The organism is Bacteroidota bacterium (genome assembly GCA_016722375.1).
In the GTDB taxonomy this organism is placed as follows: Bacteria; Bacteroidota; Bacteroidia; order Chitinophagales; family LD1; genus Bog-950.
This window is the reverse complement of the sequence record JADKJG010000005.1, coordinates 297,354-315,378: the sequence shown is the minus strand read 5'-3', so window position 1 is coordinate 315,378 and position 18,025 is coordinate 297,354. Positions and strand designations below refer to the sequence as shown.

The 18,025-nt window shown below is 42.9% G+C and carries 18 protein-coding genes and 2 tRNA genes; 9 read left to right on the top strand and 11 right to left on the bottom strand.

Annotated features, from left to right (window positions below; genetic code table 11):
- Positions 1-20 precede the first annotated feature (20 nt).
- Together IPP77_08805 and lptB are read right to left on the bottom strand one after the other, a co-directional pair.
- The gene (locus IPP77_08805) at positions 21-1,547 is read right to left on the bottom strand and encodes a GH3 auxin-responsive promoter family protein (protein MBL0309754.1); all 1,527 of its coding nucleotides are present in this window, start codon (positions 1,545-1,547) and stop codon (positions 21-23) included.
- Between the two features lie 15 nt (positions 1,548-1,562).
- Complete coding sequence (gene lptB, locus IPP77_08800; GenBank protein MBL0309753.1) at positions 1,563-2,300, bottom strand: LPS export ABC transporter ATP-binding protein; 738 nt, start codon at positions 2,298-2,300, stop codon at positions 1,563-1,565.
- A 293-nt stretch (positions 2,301-2,593) separates the two neighbouring features.
- Here lptB and IPP77_08795 point away from each other — a divergent pair, with 293 nt between their 5' ends.
- From IPP77_08795 to IPP77_08785, 3 genes are all read left to right on the top strand, one after another.
- A complete protein-coding gene (locus IPP77_08795) occupies positions 2,594-4,375 on the top strand; it encodes a gliding motility-associated C-terminal domain-containing protein (protein ID MBL0309752.1) in 1,782 nt (593 codons plus the stop codon).
- Between the two features lie 315 nt (positions 4,376-4,690).
- Positions 4,691-5,836, top strand: coding sequence for a glycosyltransferase family 4 protein (locus IPP77_08790; GenBank protein ID MBL0309751.1), 1,146 nt, complete (start codon positions 4,691-4,693; stop codon positions 5,834-5,836).
- Positions 5,837-5,866: 30 nt separating this feature from the next.
- Positions 5,867-6,274, top strand: coding sequence for a DoxX family protein (locus tag IPP77_08785; protein ID MBL0309750.1), 408 nt, complete (start codon positions 5,867-5,869; stop codon positions 6,272-6,274).
- A gap of 982 nt (positions 6,275-7,256) precedes the next feature.
- On the opposite strand, the gene IPP77_08780 is transcribed toward IPP77_08785, so the two are convergent.
- Genes IPP77_08780 through thiL form a run of 3 tightly spaced genes read right to left on the bottom strand, consistent with a single transcriptional unit; the run spans position 7,257 to position 9,758 of the window.
- A complete protein-coding gene (locus IPP77_08780; GenBank protein MBL0309749.1) occupies positions 7,257-8,039 on the bottom strand; it encodes an enoyl-CoA hydratase/isomerase family protein in 783 nt (260 codons plus the stop codon).
- 10 nt (positions 8,040-8,049) lie between these two features.
- Positions 8,050-8,685 carry a hypothetical protein gene (locus IPP77_08775; GenBank protein ID MBL0309748.1) on the bottom strand — a complete coding sequence of 212 codons (636 nt, stop codon included), beginning with the start codon at positions 8,683-8,685 and terminating at the stop codon, positions 8,050-8,052.
- Between the two features lie 29 nt (positions 8,686-8,714).
- A complete protein-coding gene (thiL, locus tag IPP77_08770) occupies positions 8,715-9,758 on the bottom strand; it encodes a thiamine-phosphate kinase (protein MBL0309747.1) in 1,044 nt (347 codons plus the stop codon).
- 80 nt (positions 9,759-9,838) lie between these two features.
- On the opposite strand from thiL, the gene IPP77_08765 reads away from it, so the two are divergent.
- From IPP77_08765 to IPP77_08740, 6 genes are all read left to right on the top strand, one after another.
- The gene (locus IPP77_08765; protein MBL0309746.1) at positions 9,839-10,249 is read left to right on the top strand and encodes a CPBP family intramembrane metalloprotease; all 411 of its coding nucleotides are present in this window, start codon (positions 9,839-9,841) and stop codon (positions 10,247-10,249) included.
- 288 nt (positions 10,250-10,537) lie between these two features.
- Positions 10,538-11,125, top strand: a complete 588-nt coding sequence (locus IPP77_08760; protein MBL0309745.1) for a hypothetical protein — start codon at positions 10,538-10,540, stop codon at positions 11,123-11,125.
- An 11-nt stretch (positions 11,126-11,136) separates the two neighbouring features.
- Positions 11,137-12,039: a DMT family transporter gene (locus IPP77_08755; protein MBL0309744.1), complete on the top strand. Its 903-nt coding sequence runs from the start codon at positions 11,137-11,139 to the stop codon at positions 12,037-12,039.
- A gap of 55 nt (positions 12,040-12,094) precedes the next feature.
- Positions 12,095-12,664 (top strand): crossover junction endodeoxyribonuclease RuvC, encoded by a 570-nt coding sequence (gene ruvC, locus IPP77_08750; protein MBL0309743.1) that lies wholly within the window; start codon positions 12,095-12,097, stop codon positions 12,662-12,664.
- Between the two features lie 230 nt (positions 12,665-12,894).
- Entirely contained in the window at positions 12,895-13,512 is a 618-nt protein-coding gene (locus IPP77_08745) for a hypothetical protein (protein MBL0309742.1), read from the top strand.
- Entirely contained in the window at positions 13,512-14,639 is a 1,128-nt protein-coding gene (locus IPP77_08740; GenBank protein ID MBL0309741.1) for a c-type cytochrome, read from the top strand. Before IPP77_08745 ends, IPP77_08740 begins: the two co-directional genes overlap by 1 nt.
- Here IPP77_08740 and IPP77_08735 read toward each other — a convergent pair.
- From IPP77_08735 to IPP77_08710, 6 genes are all read right to left on the bottom strand, one after another.
- Positions 14,623-15,642 carry an agmatinase family protein gene (locus IPP77_08735; protein MBL0309740.1) on the bottom strand — a complete coding sequence of 340 codons (1,020 nt, stop codon included), beginning with the start codon at positions 15,640-15,642 and terminating at the stop codon, positions 14,623-14,625. The genes IPP77_08740 and IPP77_08735 overlap by 17 nt on opposite strands.
- Before the next feature lie 34 nt (positions 15,643-15,676).
- The gene (locus tag IPP77_08730) at positions 15,677-16,366 is read right to left on the bottom strand and encodes a VIT1/CCC1 transporter family protein (protein ID MBL0309739.1); all 690 of its coding nucleotides are present in this window, start codon (positions 16,364-16,366) and stop codon (positions 15,677-15,679) included.
- A 44-nt stretch (positions 16,367-16,410) separates the two neighbouring features.
- Positions 16,411-16,497: transfer RNA gene (locus IPP77_08725), tRNA-Ser, on the bottom strand.
- 10 nt (positions 16,498-16,507) lie between these two features.
- Positions 16,508-16,592, bottom strand: a tRNA-Ser gene (locus IPP77_08720).
- A gap of 19 nt (positions 16,593-16,611) precedes the next feature.
- A complete protein-coding gene (locus IPP77_08715) occupies positions 16,612-17,385 on the bottom strand; it encodes a TatD family hydrolase (protein ID MBL0309738.1) in 774 nt (257 codons plus the stop codon).
- A complete protein-coding gene (locus IPP77_08710) occupies positions 17,382-18,023 on the bottom strand; it encodes a polysaccharide deacetylase family protein (GenBank protein ID MBL0309737.1) in 642 nt (213 codons plus the stop codon). The genes IPP77_08715 and IPP77_08710 overlap by 4 nt, the downstream gene beginning before the upstream one ends.
- Between the last annotated feature and the right edge of the window lie 2 nt (positions 18,024-18,025).

Below are 18,025 nucleotides of genomic sequence, written 5' to 3'. Positions count from 1 at the left end.
GGCTGCCCGATTTTTAATGCTCATGATATATTTTGTTCGATAACTTGTAATAATTCTTCCATCACCCTTCTGCCATTCACCAGCCTGGGGACTTTATTTTGGCCGCCCAATTTATTTTGTGCGAACATCCATCGGTAGAATGTTCCTTCGGGAGCAGAGAGGAGTTCCAGAGGGGCAAGCGCCAAATTGTTACTTCTTTTTTGGGCATAGTTTGAGTTTTCCCGTTTGAGTTGTTCGTCTAAGTTAAGTTCAAAATCTTTGAGATTTTCAGGCGCTTTTGAAAACTCAATGAGGAATTGAATTCGCCCCTTAGACTGCATGTTGATATAGAAAGGCGCCACGGTATATTCTTTCACTGAGCAAGACGAGATTTGACAGGCTTTCATCAGTGCATTTTCTACGTTAGCAAGCAGGAGGTCTTCTCCAAAAGCATTGATATATTCCTGTGTTCTGCCGGTAATGCGAAAAGAAAAGGGATGAAGATTTGTGAAAGTCAGCACGTCACCCACCACATAACGCACTAACCCATTGGAAGCTGTGATAAGCAAGGCGTATGGAATATTAATTTCAACTTCCGAAAGGGGGATAGCCTCAAGATTTCCGGTAGTGTATTTTCTTAGAGGAATAAATTCATAGAAAATATCATTTTCAGTCAAAAGCAAAAGATCTCCCCCTGTGCTGTTTTTTTGAATACCAAAAAAGCCTTCAGTAGCATTATAGACTTCATAGAAGATAAAATCGGTTCGACCTGCTATTTCTTCAAACTGTTGCCGATAAGGCTCAAAGCTCACTCCGCCGTGAATAAAGAGTCGGAGGTTTTTCCAAACGTCTGTTAGTTTATGAAAAGAAACATGATGCATCATTTTTTGTAAGGTAGCGAGATGCCAGGTGGGTACCCCGCTTAACGTTCCTACATCTTCATGAATGATTTGTCGGACGGTTTGCTCCAACTTTCCTTCCCAGTCAGGACGTGTCTGCGTTTTCAAATCAGGGACATAAAAGGAGCGATAGAGAAAGGGGACATTCAGCGCCATAATGGCGGATATATCGCCAATGGTGATTCCCGAAACTGGTAAGGTTTCATAAATACCTCCGGGAAGCAATAGTGTTTTATGGTTCAAAAGATGAAAATCCTGATGGATTTGATGGATTTTTGAAAGGCTGAAAAAAACACCCCGAACATGGTTACGATGAATGATCCGGGAAGTAATTGGGATGAGTTTGCTTTTGCCACTTGTAGTGCCCGCTGTTTTGGCCAGCCACTTCACCACTCCGGAACTCATTACACTTTTTTCGCCGGCCATAATACGGGCGATGTAGGGCTCATAGAAATCATATTGCGTTACAGGAATTTTATTTCTAAATTCCTCATAAGTTGAAATGTGACCTAAACCGAGTTTAGCACCTAACTGTGTTGGAGAAAGTTCGCGACAAAGCTGATTTAATATCTGCTGCTGGTCGCGCAATGACTTTTCAGCTGTAAATTCAGGTGAAAAAAAATGCTTGAGATAAAACCGAAAGGCGATGTTGCGCCAAAAAGAAACCATTGGGCGAAGATATACTCAACGCGCGACTTTCTTTCTCAATTCAGAGTTCTGGCCAAGATAGACTCTGCGCACCTGTTCGTCAGCAGCAAGTTCATCCGCGTTCCCCTGTTTGAGGATATTTCCTTCAAACAACAAATAAGCCCGGTCAGTGATAGAGAGGGTTTCGTGCACATTATGGTCGGTAATCAGGATGCCAATATTTTTTTCTTTCAATTTTTCAACGATGCGCTGAATATCCTCTACTGCAATGGGGTCAATACCGGCAAATGGCTCATCTAGCAAAATAAATTTTGGGTCAGTGGCAAGTGAGCGAGCGATTTCAGTTCGCCGCCTTTCACCGCCGCTTAGTACGTTTCCCATACTTTTCCGCACTCGGTTCAAACCAAATTCTTCTAACAAAATCTCCAATCTTTCTTTTTGTGCTGCTTTGGAAAGCGAGGTCATTTCCAGTACCGCCTTCACATTATCTTCCACCGAGAGATTGCGAAACACAGAGGCCTCCTGGGGCAGATAACCCACTCCCATCTTCGAACGCTTGTACATGGGCATGTTGGTCAGTTCTTTCTCACCGAGAAATATTTTTCCTTCATCCGGTGGAATTAAGCCTACAATCATATAGAAGGAAGTGGTTTTGCCGGCTCCGTTGGGGCCGAGCAATCCAACGATTTCGCCTTGGTTCACTTCCACCGAAACATGATTCACCACCGCGCGACCGCGATAGGTCTTTAATAAATTATCAGCCCTGAGTTTCAGCATACCGTTTCTCCTAATTTTGAAGTTGCAAAATAGAGGAATTCAGGAGAGGGGGATCTAATCTTCATTTTCTTTAACAAAAGGTCGGAAGCAGATTGCAAGTGTACTGAGGCTAAAGGTATCGTTGACCATCAAAAGGCATCATTTATGTAGGGAGTAAATGATGTTTTAATTGTCTGGAGTAGGACTTTCTTCTTCTTCAGCTTGTTTGTATAAAATACTTTCCCCTTTCCTTCGTTTGAAAACAACCTTTGCCTTCGTTTTCAAATCCTTTTATTTGCAGACTTTATTTAATGAATAAGCACCGCCTCATCTTATTGTTTGTCTTCGGAATGTTGCTCCGGCCTTTATTCGGGCAAACCATCCTTGCACCCGATCTACAGTGTGTTGAGAACAATAACGTGAATGGCAACATCACACTCTATTGGACCAATGCCCCTACCAATCCCTGCGGCGCTTTTGTAGAATACACCATTTACGCTTCCCAAAACGGGCCAAACGGACCTTTCAATCCGATTGCTGTCACTACCCAGTCTGCCACCAGTTTTGTATTAGCCAATTACCTTTCTCTTTCCACTACCTGGTATTTTTACATGGAGGCCAAGTACAATTGCCCCGGTGCAACGGCGTTACAGTCGGACACTATCAATAACCTGAACCCAGCCACACCAAAAATTATTAATGTAGATGTGACCCCCGGGGGCGATGTAATATTCAACTGGGCGCCTAGTTCGTCACCCCAAACGCATGGGTACATTATCTATTACGGCTTGGCAAACGGCAATGCCACTCCACTTGGTACCGTTACAGGGCGCTTTAATACCACCTATCTTGATGTTGCCGGAGACCCCTCGACCGAGCCGCTAGTCTATACAGTGGCTGCGGTAGATAGTTGTGGCGGAGTAAGCGCCTTTGATACTCCTTTTCATTTTACTATTTATCAAACTGCTTCTATCGCGCGCTGCCAACGACAGGTGAATATCAACTGGACCAACTATTTCAATTGGCCGGCAGATGTATTAGAATATCAGATATGGGTGAATAAAAACAATGCCGGTTTTGCGATGGACGGCACCACCGGTCCGGGAACACTAGTCTATGCCTTTACCAATTTCAATGATGGCGATTCTCTTTGTCTCGTGGTGCGTGCTATTAGTGCTGCTGATACGACCATTGTATCGAATAGTAATATGGTCTGCATGCACGCATCTATCATTCAACCTCCATCTTACATCTATATCACCAATCTGACTGTGAATACAGACGACCAAATTGAGATGACTTGGATGACTGATACCATTGCTCAATTACTTGTTTATAAAATCATGCAGAGTACCAACGGTACCAGTTATTTACCGGTGTACCAGTTTGGGGTTCCTTCTCCACTGCAACTTTTTGAAATGCACATTGACTCTGCGGTATTCCCAAATATGAACCCCTATTACTATCAAGTGGTGGCGGTGGATAGCTGTCAGAACCAATATCCGACACCCTACGGCAAAACGATTCATTTGGACGGTGAACTATATGATTTTTATCTCGCCAACCTGAAATGGAATGCTTTTGAACTGGAATACGCTACCGTAACCAACTATAAACTATACCGTAATTACGGTTCCGGTTACCAGTTGCTCGCTACCTTGCCCGTAGGCACTACCGAATATTCGGATTCATTACAACAATTTTTGGATCAAAAAGGAGTGTTCTGCTATCGGATTGAAGCGACCTATCAATTGAATTTACCAAACGGCTACAGTGCGACACTTTCTAGTTGGTCAAACGAAAAGTGCATCATCCACCGGCCTATTATATATGTCCCCAATGCTTTTGCTCCAAATGGATTGAATAATGTTTTCAAACCCACCATTATCTATGGAGAGAAAAGAGGTTATTCTATGATCATTTATAACAAATGGGGCGGAAGGGTGTTTGAAAGCAACGACTACGACACCGGCTGGGACGGCACTCAGGGAGGAAAAGCATCGCCACCGGGAGGCTATGCTTATTTTATTGAGTTCACCGCCGATGACGGGGTGGTGGTGCAACGACAGGGAATGCTGCTTTTGGTAAAGTAGCACACGTCTGTTGATAGGGTATTGGGCCGTTTTCGTCATAAGTTAAGGGCTGCCACACAATTTTTTATACACCTAGTCGTTGAAACAAAGCAAAGCCAGATGGGCCTTATGCTGGTGCATTTTAACAAGAGAATTACCAAGCAGAAGACCGCAGTTGTTAATGAACCAGTAGGTTTCCATAGAAATTATATTCATGTCCTGATTGAACAAAAAATGAATTTCTGAACTTCCGTTTCCCTGTACAATCCCTTTCTATAATTATATGTTTCGTAGCTCAAGGTTAAAAATGGATATTATTGCGAAGCAAATCCTGACTTGAGCCGCAGAACCAAAATAGTGGTCAATACCCGTTTCCTGATTAAGAATAAACTGGAGGGTATCGGTCTTTTCACCTTCGAATCGCTGAAACGGATGACGCAGGCGCATCCTGAAGTAGATTTCACCTTTCTTTTTGATAGCTATTATGAAGATGAGTTTCTGTTTGGGCCGAACGTGATACCTATGGTAATTCTGCCCCCTGCCCGTAGGCCAATTTTGTGGTATTGGTGGTTTGAAATCGAAATGGCTATTTGGCTGAAACGAAATCCACACGACTTATTTCTTTCTACTGATAGTTTTGGCTGTTTAAGATCAGATATACCACAGGTACTGGTAATGCACGACTTATCTTATGAGCATTTCAAGAATCAGGTGCCTTGGCTTTCGTTGCTTTATTATAGATATTTCATTCCCCGTTATGCGCGCAAAGCAGCACGCATCGCCACGGTATCTGAATTTTCAAAAGAGGATATTGTGAAATACTACGACATTTCACCGGATAAAATTGATGTGGTGTACAACGGTGCCAAGGAGGTTTATCGCCCCATAGCTGAAGACAGAAAGCAAGAGGTGAAAGAAAAATATAGCGATGGAAAGAACTACTTTGTTTATGTAGGCTCCATTCACCCGCGAAAAAATGTCGGAAACTTATTGCAGGCGTTCGAGCAATTCAAGACCGGTACCGGTTCAGATTTTCAACTGCTGATTGTCGGGCGAAAGGCATGGAAGTACAATGAAGTGGAGCAGATTTATAAGAAAATGAAGCATCAAAAAGATGTCAGCTTCTTAGGGCATATTCCTTCGGAAGATTTAGGGGAAATTGTCGCTGCTGCTTTTGCTATGGTTTATGTTTCTTTATTCGAGGGTTTTGGAATTCCCATTATCGAGGCGATGAGCTGCGAAGTGCCTGTCATTACCTCCAACGTCAGTTCCATGCCCGAGGCCGCCGGAGATGCGGCGTTGCTCGTCAATCCTTTGTCGGTAGAGGAGATTTCTTCTGCCATGAAAAAGCTAAGCGAAAATGATGCATTGCGCCAAGCACTTATTGAAAAGGGGAAAGAACAAATAAAGAAATTCAGTTGGGAGCTAACCGCTCAGAAACTCTGGAACTGCTGTGAAAAAGTATTGGTTAGGAATAGATAATTCATATATTCGGGAAACAAATTTACTGCCATGAAAAAAATACTCTCCATCAAATACACAGACTTTGGATTTAATCTCGCCCTGCTGATTTTACGATTGGCTTCCGGCATATTGATGATGGCACATGGATATGGGAAACTGATTCAGTATGCCGAAAAGAAAGATGGCTTTATGGATTTTATGGGCTTGGGAGGACCGGTTTCATTTGCCCTCCTCATCTTTGCCGAATTTTTCTGTGCTGCTTTTATCGCTGCCGGGCTTTTTACTCGCTTAGCTGCCATTCCCCTCATATTTGCTATGAGTGTGGCTTTGACTCATGCTCACGGTGGCGATGTTTTTGGCAAAGGCGAGGTGCCCGCACTTTTCCTTGTCTCCTTCACTACTATTCTGCTGCTAGGTCCTGGCAAATTCAGCGATGATGGGGTGATAGGAAAATGATGCTGCCCTATAGATTTATTCCTGAATTCCATGTCAATATCTTTATTGGTTTCAGCAATTCTGTAACCACTGATGTCAGAAGTTTGAGGGAATTACAACGCTTGAATACATGTTTCCCGCAATCATGATCTGGACAGCTGATGGAATAATATCTGCTTATATTCTCAATCATATATAACGCTATCTCAGTGAAAAAATATGAAAGACTGCCTAATTATAAAGATTTGATACACAGTTACCTCCAAAGATACTGCATTGCCTCATGACTCCAAATCATCAAAGGGCCTAAAAAACGCTTATCTTGAGCTATTCGGTACCGAATAGCTCAAGATAGGCACCCATCTCTTGCTAATAGGGACCAAGTAGCAGCTAACAGGCACCGAATAGCAGCTAGCAGGGACCGAATTGCCGCCAACAGGAACCTATCTCTTGCGAACAGGCACCGAGTAGCTACGAACAGGGACCTGTCTTTAACTAACAGGGACCGAGTAGCAGCTAACAGGCACCTGTCTCTTACTAACAGGTACCGAATAGCTACAATCAGGGACCTATCTCTTACGAACAGGGACCGAATAGCTACGAACAGGCACCTGTCTCTTGCTAACAGGGACCGAATAGCTAGAGATGGGTACCGAATAGGAATAAGTCGGTCAAAAATTGAAAGAGAAGAGGACAATTTGGCAAAGAGCCGGTTGAAACGGCAAAAGCTAATGCCTACTTATAGCTGCTTCGTGTGTAACACCTATTGTTAGACAACGATTATTGCCGAATTAACTAATACAAGGAAGGCAAATACAAAGACCAATTCCTAGTGAAATGTGTTATCTTCTTAGTCCAACTTGCCATACCGGGTTCAAAATGCAAGCCATTTCATCTAAACCGAACTTAGATTCGTGGAGGTGTGATGAATTTAGCTGGACTAAACTAAGTTGATTACAATTTCAAATCTAAAAGACTAGCAATTCCTTTTTAAGGTAGTGTCTTACTGTCCTTTAAATTGTGGTTTCCTTTTTGCTATGAAGGCAGCAACGCCTTCTTGATAGTCTTCGCTGCTTCCTGCTATGCCTTGGTTATAGGCTTCGTATTGCAGCATATTATTCAAGTCGGAGGTATAGGCTTTGTTTAGCATCTTCTTCACCAAACCGTAAGTTTTAGTAGGGCCGGTAGCATAGCGCAGAGCTAATTCCTGTGTAGCGCTGTCCAATTCTTCAGAGGATACTACTTTATAAACGAAACCAAAATCTAATGCTTCGCGGGCAGTGATTTTAGTGCCGAGCGTGATGAGTTCAAAGGCTTTGTTGTATCCCACCAGACGAGGCAGGAAAAAGGAGGAGCCGGAATCGGGCACCAGTCCCACGTTGATAAAGACTTCAATCAGGGAAGAAGATTCAGCGGCAATAATCAAGTCGCAGGCCAATGCCAACGAGGCACCGGCACCGGCGGCTACTCCGTTCAGTTTGCAGATAATAGGTTTAGGCATTTCGCGGATGGCGAGAATCATCGGATTGTAGCGACGCACCACGGAATCGCTCAGGCTGCGGTTTCCGGTTTGGTTCTGTATATCTTTCAAATCTTGCCCCGAGCAGAAGGCTTTTCCAGTACCGGTAATAATAACTACGCGAACGGCTTCGTCTTTGTCGGCCTTCTTCAATGCATCAATGAATTCGGCACTCATTTCTTCATTAAAAGAATTGAAAACATCCGGACGGTTGAGAGCAATAGTGCAGATGCTGTCGCTAATCGTAAAGGTGATGGTTTGATACATAAAATAGGTTTTAGAATAATCGTGAAATCAAACTGAATGCAATAAACTGGCAGGTGAAACCGGTAAGGTATCCGGTGAGAACTTCCTGCTCGCTATGCGCTTTAATTAATAGTCTGGAAGCGCCAATGGCTCCGCTTAAAATTAGGATACCGAGGAAAACAATTCGGAGGTCATAGGTGGAATAGCGAATCATGGTTAGGCAAATTGCTATCATGCTTCCAGCGGCCAGGGTGTGTAAACTGATTTTGGAAAAGATGTTGATGACAAAAGCTGCAAATACGGAGAGCGAGGCACCTGCCATCATATAGAAGAGCAATTCGTTGGAAGGGATTTTCATATTGACTGCCGGCTTAAACATCCACGTCGCCCATAGGTAGAAGGTGGCGGTAGCGATAAAGGGGATAATTCGTTCGCGCGAAGTTTCAAGGGCTAAACTTTGAATCATTTCCAGTCGCCTCATCATGAGCAACCAGATCACCGGAAAAACAAAAGTGAGGGCAAAGACTATAATCAACCAGGCCATTTGAACCCGATTGCCAAAGACGCCAAACCTATTGGGGTTGCAGAACAGAATAAAGGTGGAGCCGTAGATGGGAAACAACAAGGGGTGAAAGAGGAAGGAAATAATTCGAGCGGCGGTTTTCATGCTGTAAAGATAGAAAGGCTTAGACGTATTTATTTTTGTCCGAAATGATTCCAGCCCTGTGCTTGCAAAGGGTGCCGGTTTCCGCTGCGGGTAACCAGCATCGTTCCTGTTGCCGTTTCCGTGATTTGCCCAATAATCGAAAAGGCTTCTTCACCGCCCAGTTTGGTTTCATCTTCGGGACGGATGGTAAAAAGCAATTCATAATCTTCACCGCCGCTCAAGGCACAAATAATAGGGTCGAGATTGAATTGTAAAGCCATATTGTATACGTCTTCGCTTACCGGAACCTGGCTTTCCATGATTTCGCAGCCGACACCACTTTGTTTGCAGATGTGCAGCATATCAGAGGAAAGGCCGTCGCTTAGATCCATCATAGCGGTAGGCTTCAAATCAATTTCATTGAGAAAGCGGATGACATCTCGTCGGGCTTCAGGTTTTAGTTGCCTGCTGATTAAATAAGGGGCATTTTCCAATTCGGGTTGTACTTCGGGATGCTCCAAATAGATTCTTTTCTCCCGTTCCAGAATTTGCAAACCCAGATAGGCAGCGCCTAAATCGCCACTTACGCAGATCAGGTCGCCTACACGAGCTCCATTTCTATAAACCAGATTTTGTTCATCGGCTTGACCAATAGCAGTGACCGAAATAATCAAGCCCTTTTGCGAAGAGGCCGTATCGCCACCGACTAAATCTACTTCATAATTCTTGCAGGCTAAACGAATGCCTTCATATAATTCATCTAAAGCCTCTAAGGTAAAACGGGAAGAGATACCAATAGAAACAGTGATTTGTTTTGGATGAGCGTTCATGGCATAAATGTCACTTAGATTTACCACCACACTTTTATATCCTAAGTGTTTAAGCGGCACATACATCAGGTCAAAATGAATGTCTTCTATCAGCAGGTCGGTACTTATCACGGTCATTTTACCTGTATTATCTATTACAGCCGCATCATCTCCTACTCCTTTAATAGTAGAGGGTTGGGTTTTTTCAAATGACGATGTTAAACGGTCAATTAAACCAAATTCGCCCAGCGTATGGATGGGAGTCATTTTCTTTTCGTTGGACATGCAAAGAGTTTATTTCGGCAAGATTAGTATATTGGTAACCAAATTCAATAAAGGTGCAACATAAAAAACGCCTTCATTTTATGAGTTGGCTCACACTGGTGGCTATGGGCATTGCCGGTGTTCTGTTGGTTATTTATTGGCAGAAAAAGGATGTCAACAAGGTTTTGATAGGGGGCAAGCGCCTTTATATACAAGCGCTCACCGGATTGTTCTTTGGCACATTTTCTTCCCTGCTCGCAGCTGCCTTGATTCATGGTAGGAGGTTCAAAGGTGTTTTACTTTTTTTTGAAAATATCGTTCAGCAGGTAAATCCATCCTTCCTCAATATTCTATTCTATTCCACTTGTGCCGGAATCGGGGAGGAAATACTTTTCCGGGCAGGTATCCAGCCTATGATAGGAGTTTGGCCTGCGGCCATAGTTTTTGTCTTGCTGCATGGCTATATCAATCCTTACAACCTGAACATGACTATCTATGGACTTTTCTGGTGATTATCGCGGCAGGGTTTGGCTACCTATTCAAATTTTTTGGACTCCTGTCAGCGACGATGGCTCACATTATTTATGACGTTTCGATGTTTTCTCTTTTGAAATATTCCACCCGGCGACAGGTGCTCACTTAAAATTTCTGAAATAATTACTTTCGCTGCCCAATTTTAATGTTCCTAATTTTTTCTTAAAGCAATAGTTGTGTTTAATGAACTGAAAAACATACCGGAAGCTTGGCGCAGAAAGTTCCGATCAAAATCTTGGATCAATCAATTTTCTGTTTCTGTTTTGGTGCTGACATTAGTTGCGGCACATAATTTTCATTTTCTACAGGTTTGGCAGGAACGGGAAGGTGTTCAACTGAATGACATGCTATTGAACCAGCTCCCTCCCGTTGATTTGTCGTTATGGATTTTTCTGCTTGAATACTCCACGCTTCTCTTGGTTTTTGTTTTTATACTTCCTTATCCAGACAGGTTTATCAGAGGTATTCAAATGTTCACAATGGCAACCTTCCTGCGCACCATCTGTATTTATTTTGTGGCCTTAGAACCACCCAAGGATATGATTCATCTGATTGATCCTTGTGCCAACTTTTTTCTTCATTCCAATGGAGTCTTTGTAACCAAGGACTTGTTTTTTCCCGGACATATTGCCGCTATCACACTGATGATGCTCGTTTCGACTAATCGGTATGTCAAAACGTGGGCATTGCTGGCAACCATAGTTATCAGCATAATGTTGCTTACACAGCATGTGCATTACACCTTTGATGTTTTGTTTGCTCCGGTAGCGGCCTTTATTTGTTATAAGGTAGTCTTGTTTGCTCATAGCCAAATAGGGCAAAAGACTTTTGAGTTTCAAAGTCAGAAAAACTAATCATTGGCTTGGTGGATTCACATCATAATCCATTAAACTGGTTCATTATCTTTTTGCTGACTATTATTTGGGGATCATCCTATCTCCTAATAAAAAAAGGTCTCGTAGCATTTTCTCCGGTTGAGTTGGCCTCGTTACGAATTAGTATTTCCTTTTTGGTTTCTCTGCCATTCGCGATCATCGCCTTACGGAAAATCTCTCGTGAAAAATATTTATCGGTCCTTCAAATAGGCTTCTTTGGTAGCGGAGCTCCCGGATTTCTATTTGCCCTCTCTATGACGAAGTCGAGTAGTGCAGTCAATGGGATATTGAATTCGCTGTCCCCTTTATGGACCTTGCTGATTGGGTATTATTTGTACAAAGTGCAAATTTCTTCTCAGAAAATAGTCGGAGTAATTATCGGTTTTCTGGGGGCCGTAGTTCTGGTATTCGGCAAGACAGGTGGAGATTTTCAGATGGAGGTGCTTTATACTGCTTTGCCGGTGGCGGCAACCTTTTGTTATGGATTGAGTACCAATATCACGAAGCAAAAACTACAAAACGAAAATTCGCTTTACACTACTTCGCTGGCCATGGCTTTTGTAGGCCTTCCGGCGTTCATCATCCTGATGTTTACAGATGCTCCGGCAAAAATATATTCCGGAACTATCTGGCTGCCGTTTATGTATGTAATGATTCTTTCTCTGTTCGGTACTTTGATAGCCTGGGCGCTTTACTATAAGTTAATCCAACGCACCGATGCGCTCTTCGGGGCAAGTGTGACGTATCTTATTCCTGTTGTAGCTGTTGGATGGGGGTTATTTGACGGCGAGGTGCTTTCTATGATGCAATTGGCAGGTATGTTATTGATTTTGGGCGGAGTTTATTTTACTACCTCTCCAAAGGCCATCGGCCTGAGTAAGTCTTTTAAGTAGATAAACTTAGTTTGACATTTCCGTCCTTTCCGTGGTAGGTTGCTATATTTGAAAGGTGAGCGGCAAAAGTGAAATCATCCTTGGTGTGGATCCTGGCACCATTGTTCTGGGGTATGGAATCATCGAAGTTGAAAAACAAAAGATGAAAATACTGAGCATGGGTGTGATTCATTTGTCTCAATATGAAGATCATCTGGAGAAGTTGAAAATCATCTATGAAAAGATTCAGGGGCTGATAGAAAATTATCGTCCGGGAGCTTGTGCTATTGAAACACCTTTCTATGGCAAGAACGTACAAAGTATGCTGAAACTAGGGCGCGCGCAGGGAGTGTCTATTGCATCTGCACTGACAAACAATGTCCCGGTTTTTGAATATGCCCCAAAGAAAATAAAGCAGTCGGTTACCGGCAATGGAAATGCCTCTAAAGAGCAGGTGGCATCTATGCTTCAACGACTGTGTCATTTTGAGTTACAACCTAAATTTCTCGATGCTACGGATGGGCTGGCTGCTGCTGTGTGCCATCATTTCCAAGGGAAAGTCGCTATCCAAGGTGCAGAGAAAATGTCGGGATGGAAGGATTTCATCAAGCAAAATCCGGAGCGTTTGGGCAGAACCAAAGAATGAAGAGATTGGCACGGTTGAAGTATCGTTTGTTAAACAAGAACAAACATCATTACAGCGAAACGCTATTTCTGCTAATTTAGAATCTCTTATTAGTGGAGATGAAATTTATATCAGCATATTTATTGGCAATCATATTGCTTTTGTCAGCCCCTTCTTGCAAAAAGCCGAAGGATGATAGTAGCCTTAAGGTTGAGCTCAAGGGTTTCGTGGAAAGCCACGAACTTAGTTTTGTGAATACTATATATGGAGATGGTGCCGGTAAAGAATTTTTTTTCAGCGCCTTTAAATTTTATGTGTCTCATATCAAACTGATTAAGAATGATAATTCTACGGTGGAACTTAGCGAGGTAGAATTTTTCGATTATTCAGAAACCATTTCAAAATCATTTTCAGTGAATGCGCCAGCCGGAGATTATAAGGGTATAGAATTTTTTGTAGGATTGGATTCAGCTCAGGATAAGACCAAGCCAGAAGACTATCCTGCTAGTGAGCCGCTAGGTCCTAAGACCGGAATGTATTGGCCTTGGTTGAATCATCGGTTCGTAAATCTGGAAGGTACTGCCGATACCTTAGGGCAGAATTTTGCAGGAGGTAATATCGGACTGAATTATCACGTTGGTACGGATGCTTGTTACAGGCAAGTGTCGCTCTTAGGCAAACCATTTTCGATTATTGATGGAGCATCCAAAACAATCTATTTGAATGTAGATATTCTTAAAGTTTTTTATGGGCAGACTGATAGCTTAGATATGTTTCTAAATCCTGGAACACAGTCAGAAAATAATGACATCGGAGTTGCCATTAAATTTGCCGATCAGTTTTCAAAGGCCTTTTCATATTCTGATTAATGGCAAAGAAGTTTTTTCTAAGTTCGATTCTTATCGTTTTTCTGTTCGCTCTTTTCCCTTCCTGCAAAACAGATTTGCCTCTTCCTCCGGTTGGAAGCGAACCGGATAGTTTATTCGTTGGCACACCTTATGTGATAACCGCTCCTCAATTTGGATTTCCACCTATTTCAATTCCTCCTGATAATCCAATGACGGTGGAAGGAATACAATTGGGTAGGCTGTTATTCTATGACCCTACACTTTCATCTGACAGCATGTTTTCATGTTCCTCTTGTCACAAACAAGAGTTTGCTTTTGCCGATGGAGGTAAAGTATTAAGCCAAAATATTTTTGGGCTGACGAAACGCAACACGCCTCCATTATTCAATTTGGTATGGATGAAAAAATATTTCTGGGATGGTAGAGCAGGGTCATTGCCGCAACAGGCAAATGATGCCCTGATACACGAACAAAATTTTATTGCCAGTCAATCAATAGCCAGATTAAGTGCCAAGCCCGAATATGTTTCTCTGTTCAAAAAAGCATTTGGCAGGCCCGGTGACATTACGCAGCAGAAAATTGAAAAGTCTATTGCGCAGTTTATGATGACGCTTATTTCGTCCGAATCAAAATTTGATAGTGTACAAAGGGGCCAGATGTCTTTCTCTCCTGCTGAACTTCATGGATTTAATCTTTTTCTTACCGACACTCCTAATCATGGGGCCGATTGTTTTCATTGTCATGCGGATAACTCAGCCGGCACTTCATTCACCATGATTGATAATGGATTTCATAATAATGGATTGGATGCGGCCAATTCGTTTACCGATTTCCCCGACTTAGGATTGGGAGGATTCAATGGCAATATGTTGGACAATGGAAAATTTAAAACACCACACCTCAGAAATGTAGAGGTGACCGGTCCCTATATGCGCAATGGAAGATTTGTAACGTTGGAACAGGTCGTCAACTTTTATAATGATAGTTTGAAGACATCTCCTACGATTGACCCGTTTATGAAAACTGCATATCGTGGAGGACTACGCTATTTAAGCGAACAAGACAAGCAGGATCTAATTGCCTTTCTTAAAACGTTAACCGACCACCGCTTCCTGACCAATCCAGATTTCTCTACCCCTTTTCACTGATAAAATAGGCACAGCAAAGCTGAAAGAGCATACGCGCTCCTACGTTGGCATCCCATTCATCTTCGCGGGGAGAAACTTCATTGAGGTCGAAACTGATAATATTTCTTTTCAAGGCTACCTGCTCTAATAAATAAGAGGCTTCCGCAAAGCTCAATCCACCCGGAACCGGTGTCCCGGTATGCGGACATAAATCAGGAGTCAGTCCGTCAATATCGAAACTGATGAAAACATTTTCGGGGAGGGTGGCGATAATCTTTTTGCAAATCTCATCCCAGTTCCCTCCCTTCAGCTTATGTGCCTGATTCTCACGGTCAAAAAACACTTTCACTCTTTCTTTGGAAGAATTGATGTATTCCACTTCTTCTTCGCAATAATCTCTGATTCCTACTTGCGTTAGTGATTGAATATTTTTCAACTGCATTGCATTATACATGATAGAAGCATGAGAAAAATCAAATCCTTCATAAGCTTTTCGCAAATCGCAATGGGCATCTATATGCAAGATTCCAAACTTCTTCTTTTTGGAAAGTGCCCGCAACAATCCAAGCGGAGTACTGTGATCGCCGCCTAATCCGGCAACTGCTTTTCCCTTATTCAGAAGTTTTTCCGCTCGCGACTCTACTTCATCAACCATGTTTGAGCAAGCCTCATTCACCTCCTTTTGCAGTTGCTTGTCTATCTTCTTTCCCGCGGTGATCTGTGCAATAATCTTCTTTACCTTCTTCCGAGATTCGGTGCTTAGCTTACCCATCTTGGTAGAAATCTCATCCATTGCTATCTTCTTTTTCCATACCTCCTTAACTAACGGATGGAATAAGTCAATCTGTTTGGATGCTTCAAAGATGGCTTCAGGCCCTTTGACGGTTCCGGCTCCATAAGACACCGTAGCCTCCCAAGGAACGGGAAGCAAAATAAGTTGGGCTTCATCCATACTGTATGGTAGTCCGAATACATTACTGTCAGCAGTACCGGGGTTGTTTGGATTAAAGTCTGTATGGCTCATATCGTTTTTCTTAAGCGGCAAAAATAAAATTTTGCTAAGCCTGAATAAGTTTGGCCAAGCCAAATGCGGCACCTGCGGCAAGCGCTCCGATTAAAGTTGTTTTAACGGCTCCGTTGAGCGGCGGCTGTCCAATGGCTTTGGCTTTCAGAAAACCGAAAACAAACAGTGCAATCAGGGTGAGCCCTAACGATATATAAAGTGCTTGTGTGGAATCCTTGTCAAAAAAATAGGGGGCAAGTGGGACCAACCCACCAGCGATATACGCCAATCCGATGTTGCGAGCACTCTGCGCTGCTCGCTTTTCGTTCGGCTTTTCTAATCCTAATTCAAACCGCATCATAAACTTGACCCACTTGTCTTTGTCCTTGGCCATTTCCTCCGTGATGCTTCGGCTGGACGCTTCCGTGACTCCAAATTCCTGAAGCACTTCCATCACTTCTGCTTTTTCCTTTTCAGGATATTCTTCTATCTCTAAATATTCACGGGCTTCTTCCGAAGCATAATGATCAACTTCGGTCTTTCCGGCCAAATATCCTCCCAACCCCATGGCAATGCTTCCGGCCGCAATTTCTGCAATGCCCGCAGTAACAATAATAGTGCTTGAATCTACTGCCCCGCTTAGTCCGGCGGCTAAGGCAAAAGGCACGGTGAGACCATCGGCCATTCCAATGACAATATCCTTTACAAAATCAGGACTTTCAAAATGTTTTTCCTCGTGTGCCATAAAAGAATTTTAATAAAGGTAAAAATTCAGAGAAAGGTAGGTTGCGGAAAGAGAGGGATTCGAACCCTCGGTACCCTTACGAGTACAACAGTTTTCGAGACTGACCCATTCAACCGCTCTGGCATCTTTCCTGGGTGTTTGCAGAGAGTGAGGGATTCGAACCCTCGATACCTTGCGGTATACACGCTTTCCAAGCGTGCTCCTTAAGCCACTCGGACAACTCTCTAAAGTGGGGTGCGAATTTATCAATTCAATTGAAAAACCTTCAAAGCATTCTTCGTCGTTATCTCTGCCACCTCTTCAAAACTCCTTCCAAGAGCATCGGCAATGGCGGCACAAATGAGTTTTATATGGGCTGGCTCATTTCGTTTTCCCCGATGAGGAACGGGTGTTAGGTAAGGCGCATCGGTTTCGAGAACGACATTATCCAAACCAACTTCAAGTAGTGTTTCTCTTAAATCAGTCTTCTTGTAAGTAACCACACCGCCGATTCCCATGTACATTCCTAAATCAATAATTTCGCGCGCCTGTTCCAGCGTTCCTCCGAAACAATGAAAAATTCCTTTGGCTTTTCCGCCAAACTTTCGGACGATTTCAATACAATCTCCGGTCGAGTTGCGGCTATGAATCGCAACGGGAAGGTTTCTGTTCACCGACCATTCTATCTGCCTTTCAAAAGCGATAATTTGTTGTTCCTTGAAACTTAAATCCCAGTAATAATCCAAACCGATTTCGCCGATAGCATAAAACTTTCCCCGGTCGAGATATTGTTCCACTACTTTTAATTCTTCTTCAAAATTTTCTTTCACACTGCAAGGATGCAAACCCATCATGGGGAAGAGTTGGCAGTTAGCCGCTGACAGTTGGCAGAGTTTCAATAGCCTTTCATGCGTACCTGTATCTATTGCAGGGAGAAATATCTTATTAACTCCGTTTTGTTCTGCTCTTTCGATTACGGTTTTCAAATCCGCATCAAAGTCTTCGAGATATAAATGGCAATGGGTATCAATCAGGCTCATAATTTTTCAAACTTAAATCCTTTGGCGGCAAAATGCTCCAACACTTTCGGCAGCGCAAACTCCACCTTTGATTTCGCTTTCAGGCTGTCGTGAAATACCACGATGGAACCTTCTTCGGCATTCTTCAAAACATTCCACAACACTTTTTCTTCCGCCATCGTTAAATCAAAATCAAAACTCAACACATCCCACATCACCAACTTATATCGCCCCTTCAAAAACCAATATTGTGAAGGTTTTAGTTTTCCATAAGGAGGACGGAACAAGTTGACAGTTGGCAGTTCGCAGTTGGCAGAAAGGGTTTCACTACATTTTTCTATACTCTCGAAATATTCTTTATCAGAATAATTCCAGCCATTCAAATGGTCGTAGCTGTGATTGCCGATGGTATGTCCTTCATCTATTATCCGCTGAAACAATTCAGGATGTACCGCCACATTTTTCCCGATGCAAAAGAACGTTGCTTTCGCATTCCACTTTTTCAATTCATCTAAAACAAAAGGAGTGATTTCCGGTATCGGTCCATCATCAAAGGTGAGGTAGAGATTTTTTTCTTTCGTCTTTACTTTCCACAAACACTCCCGATACACCGCGCTGAGTAGGGATGGGGTTTTGGTGAAAAGCAAGGCATCTAACATGC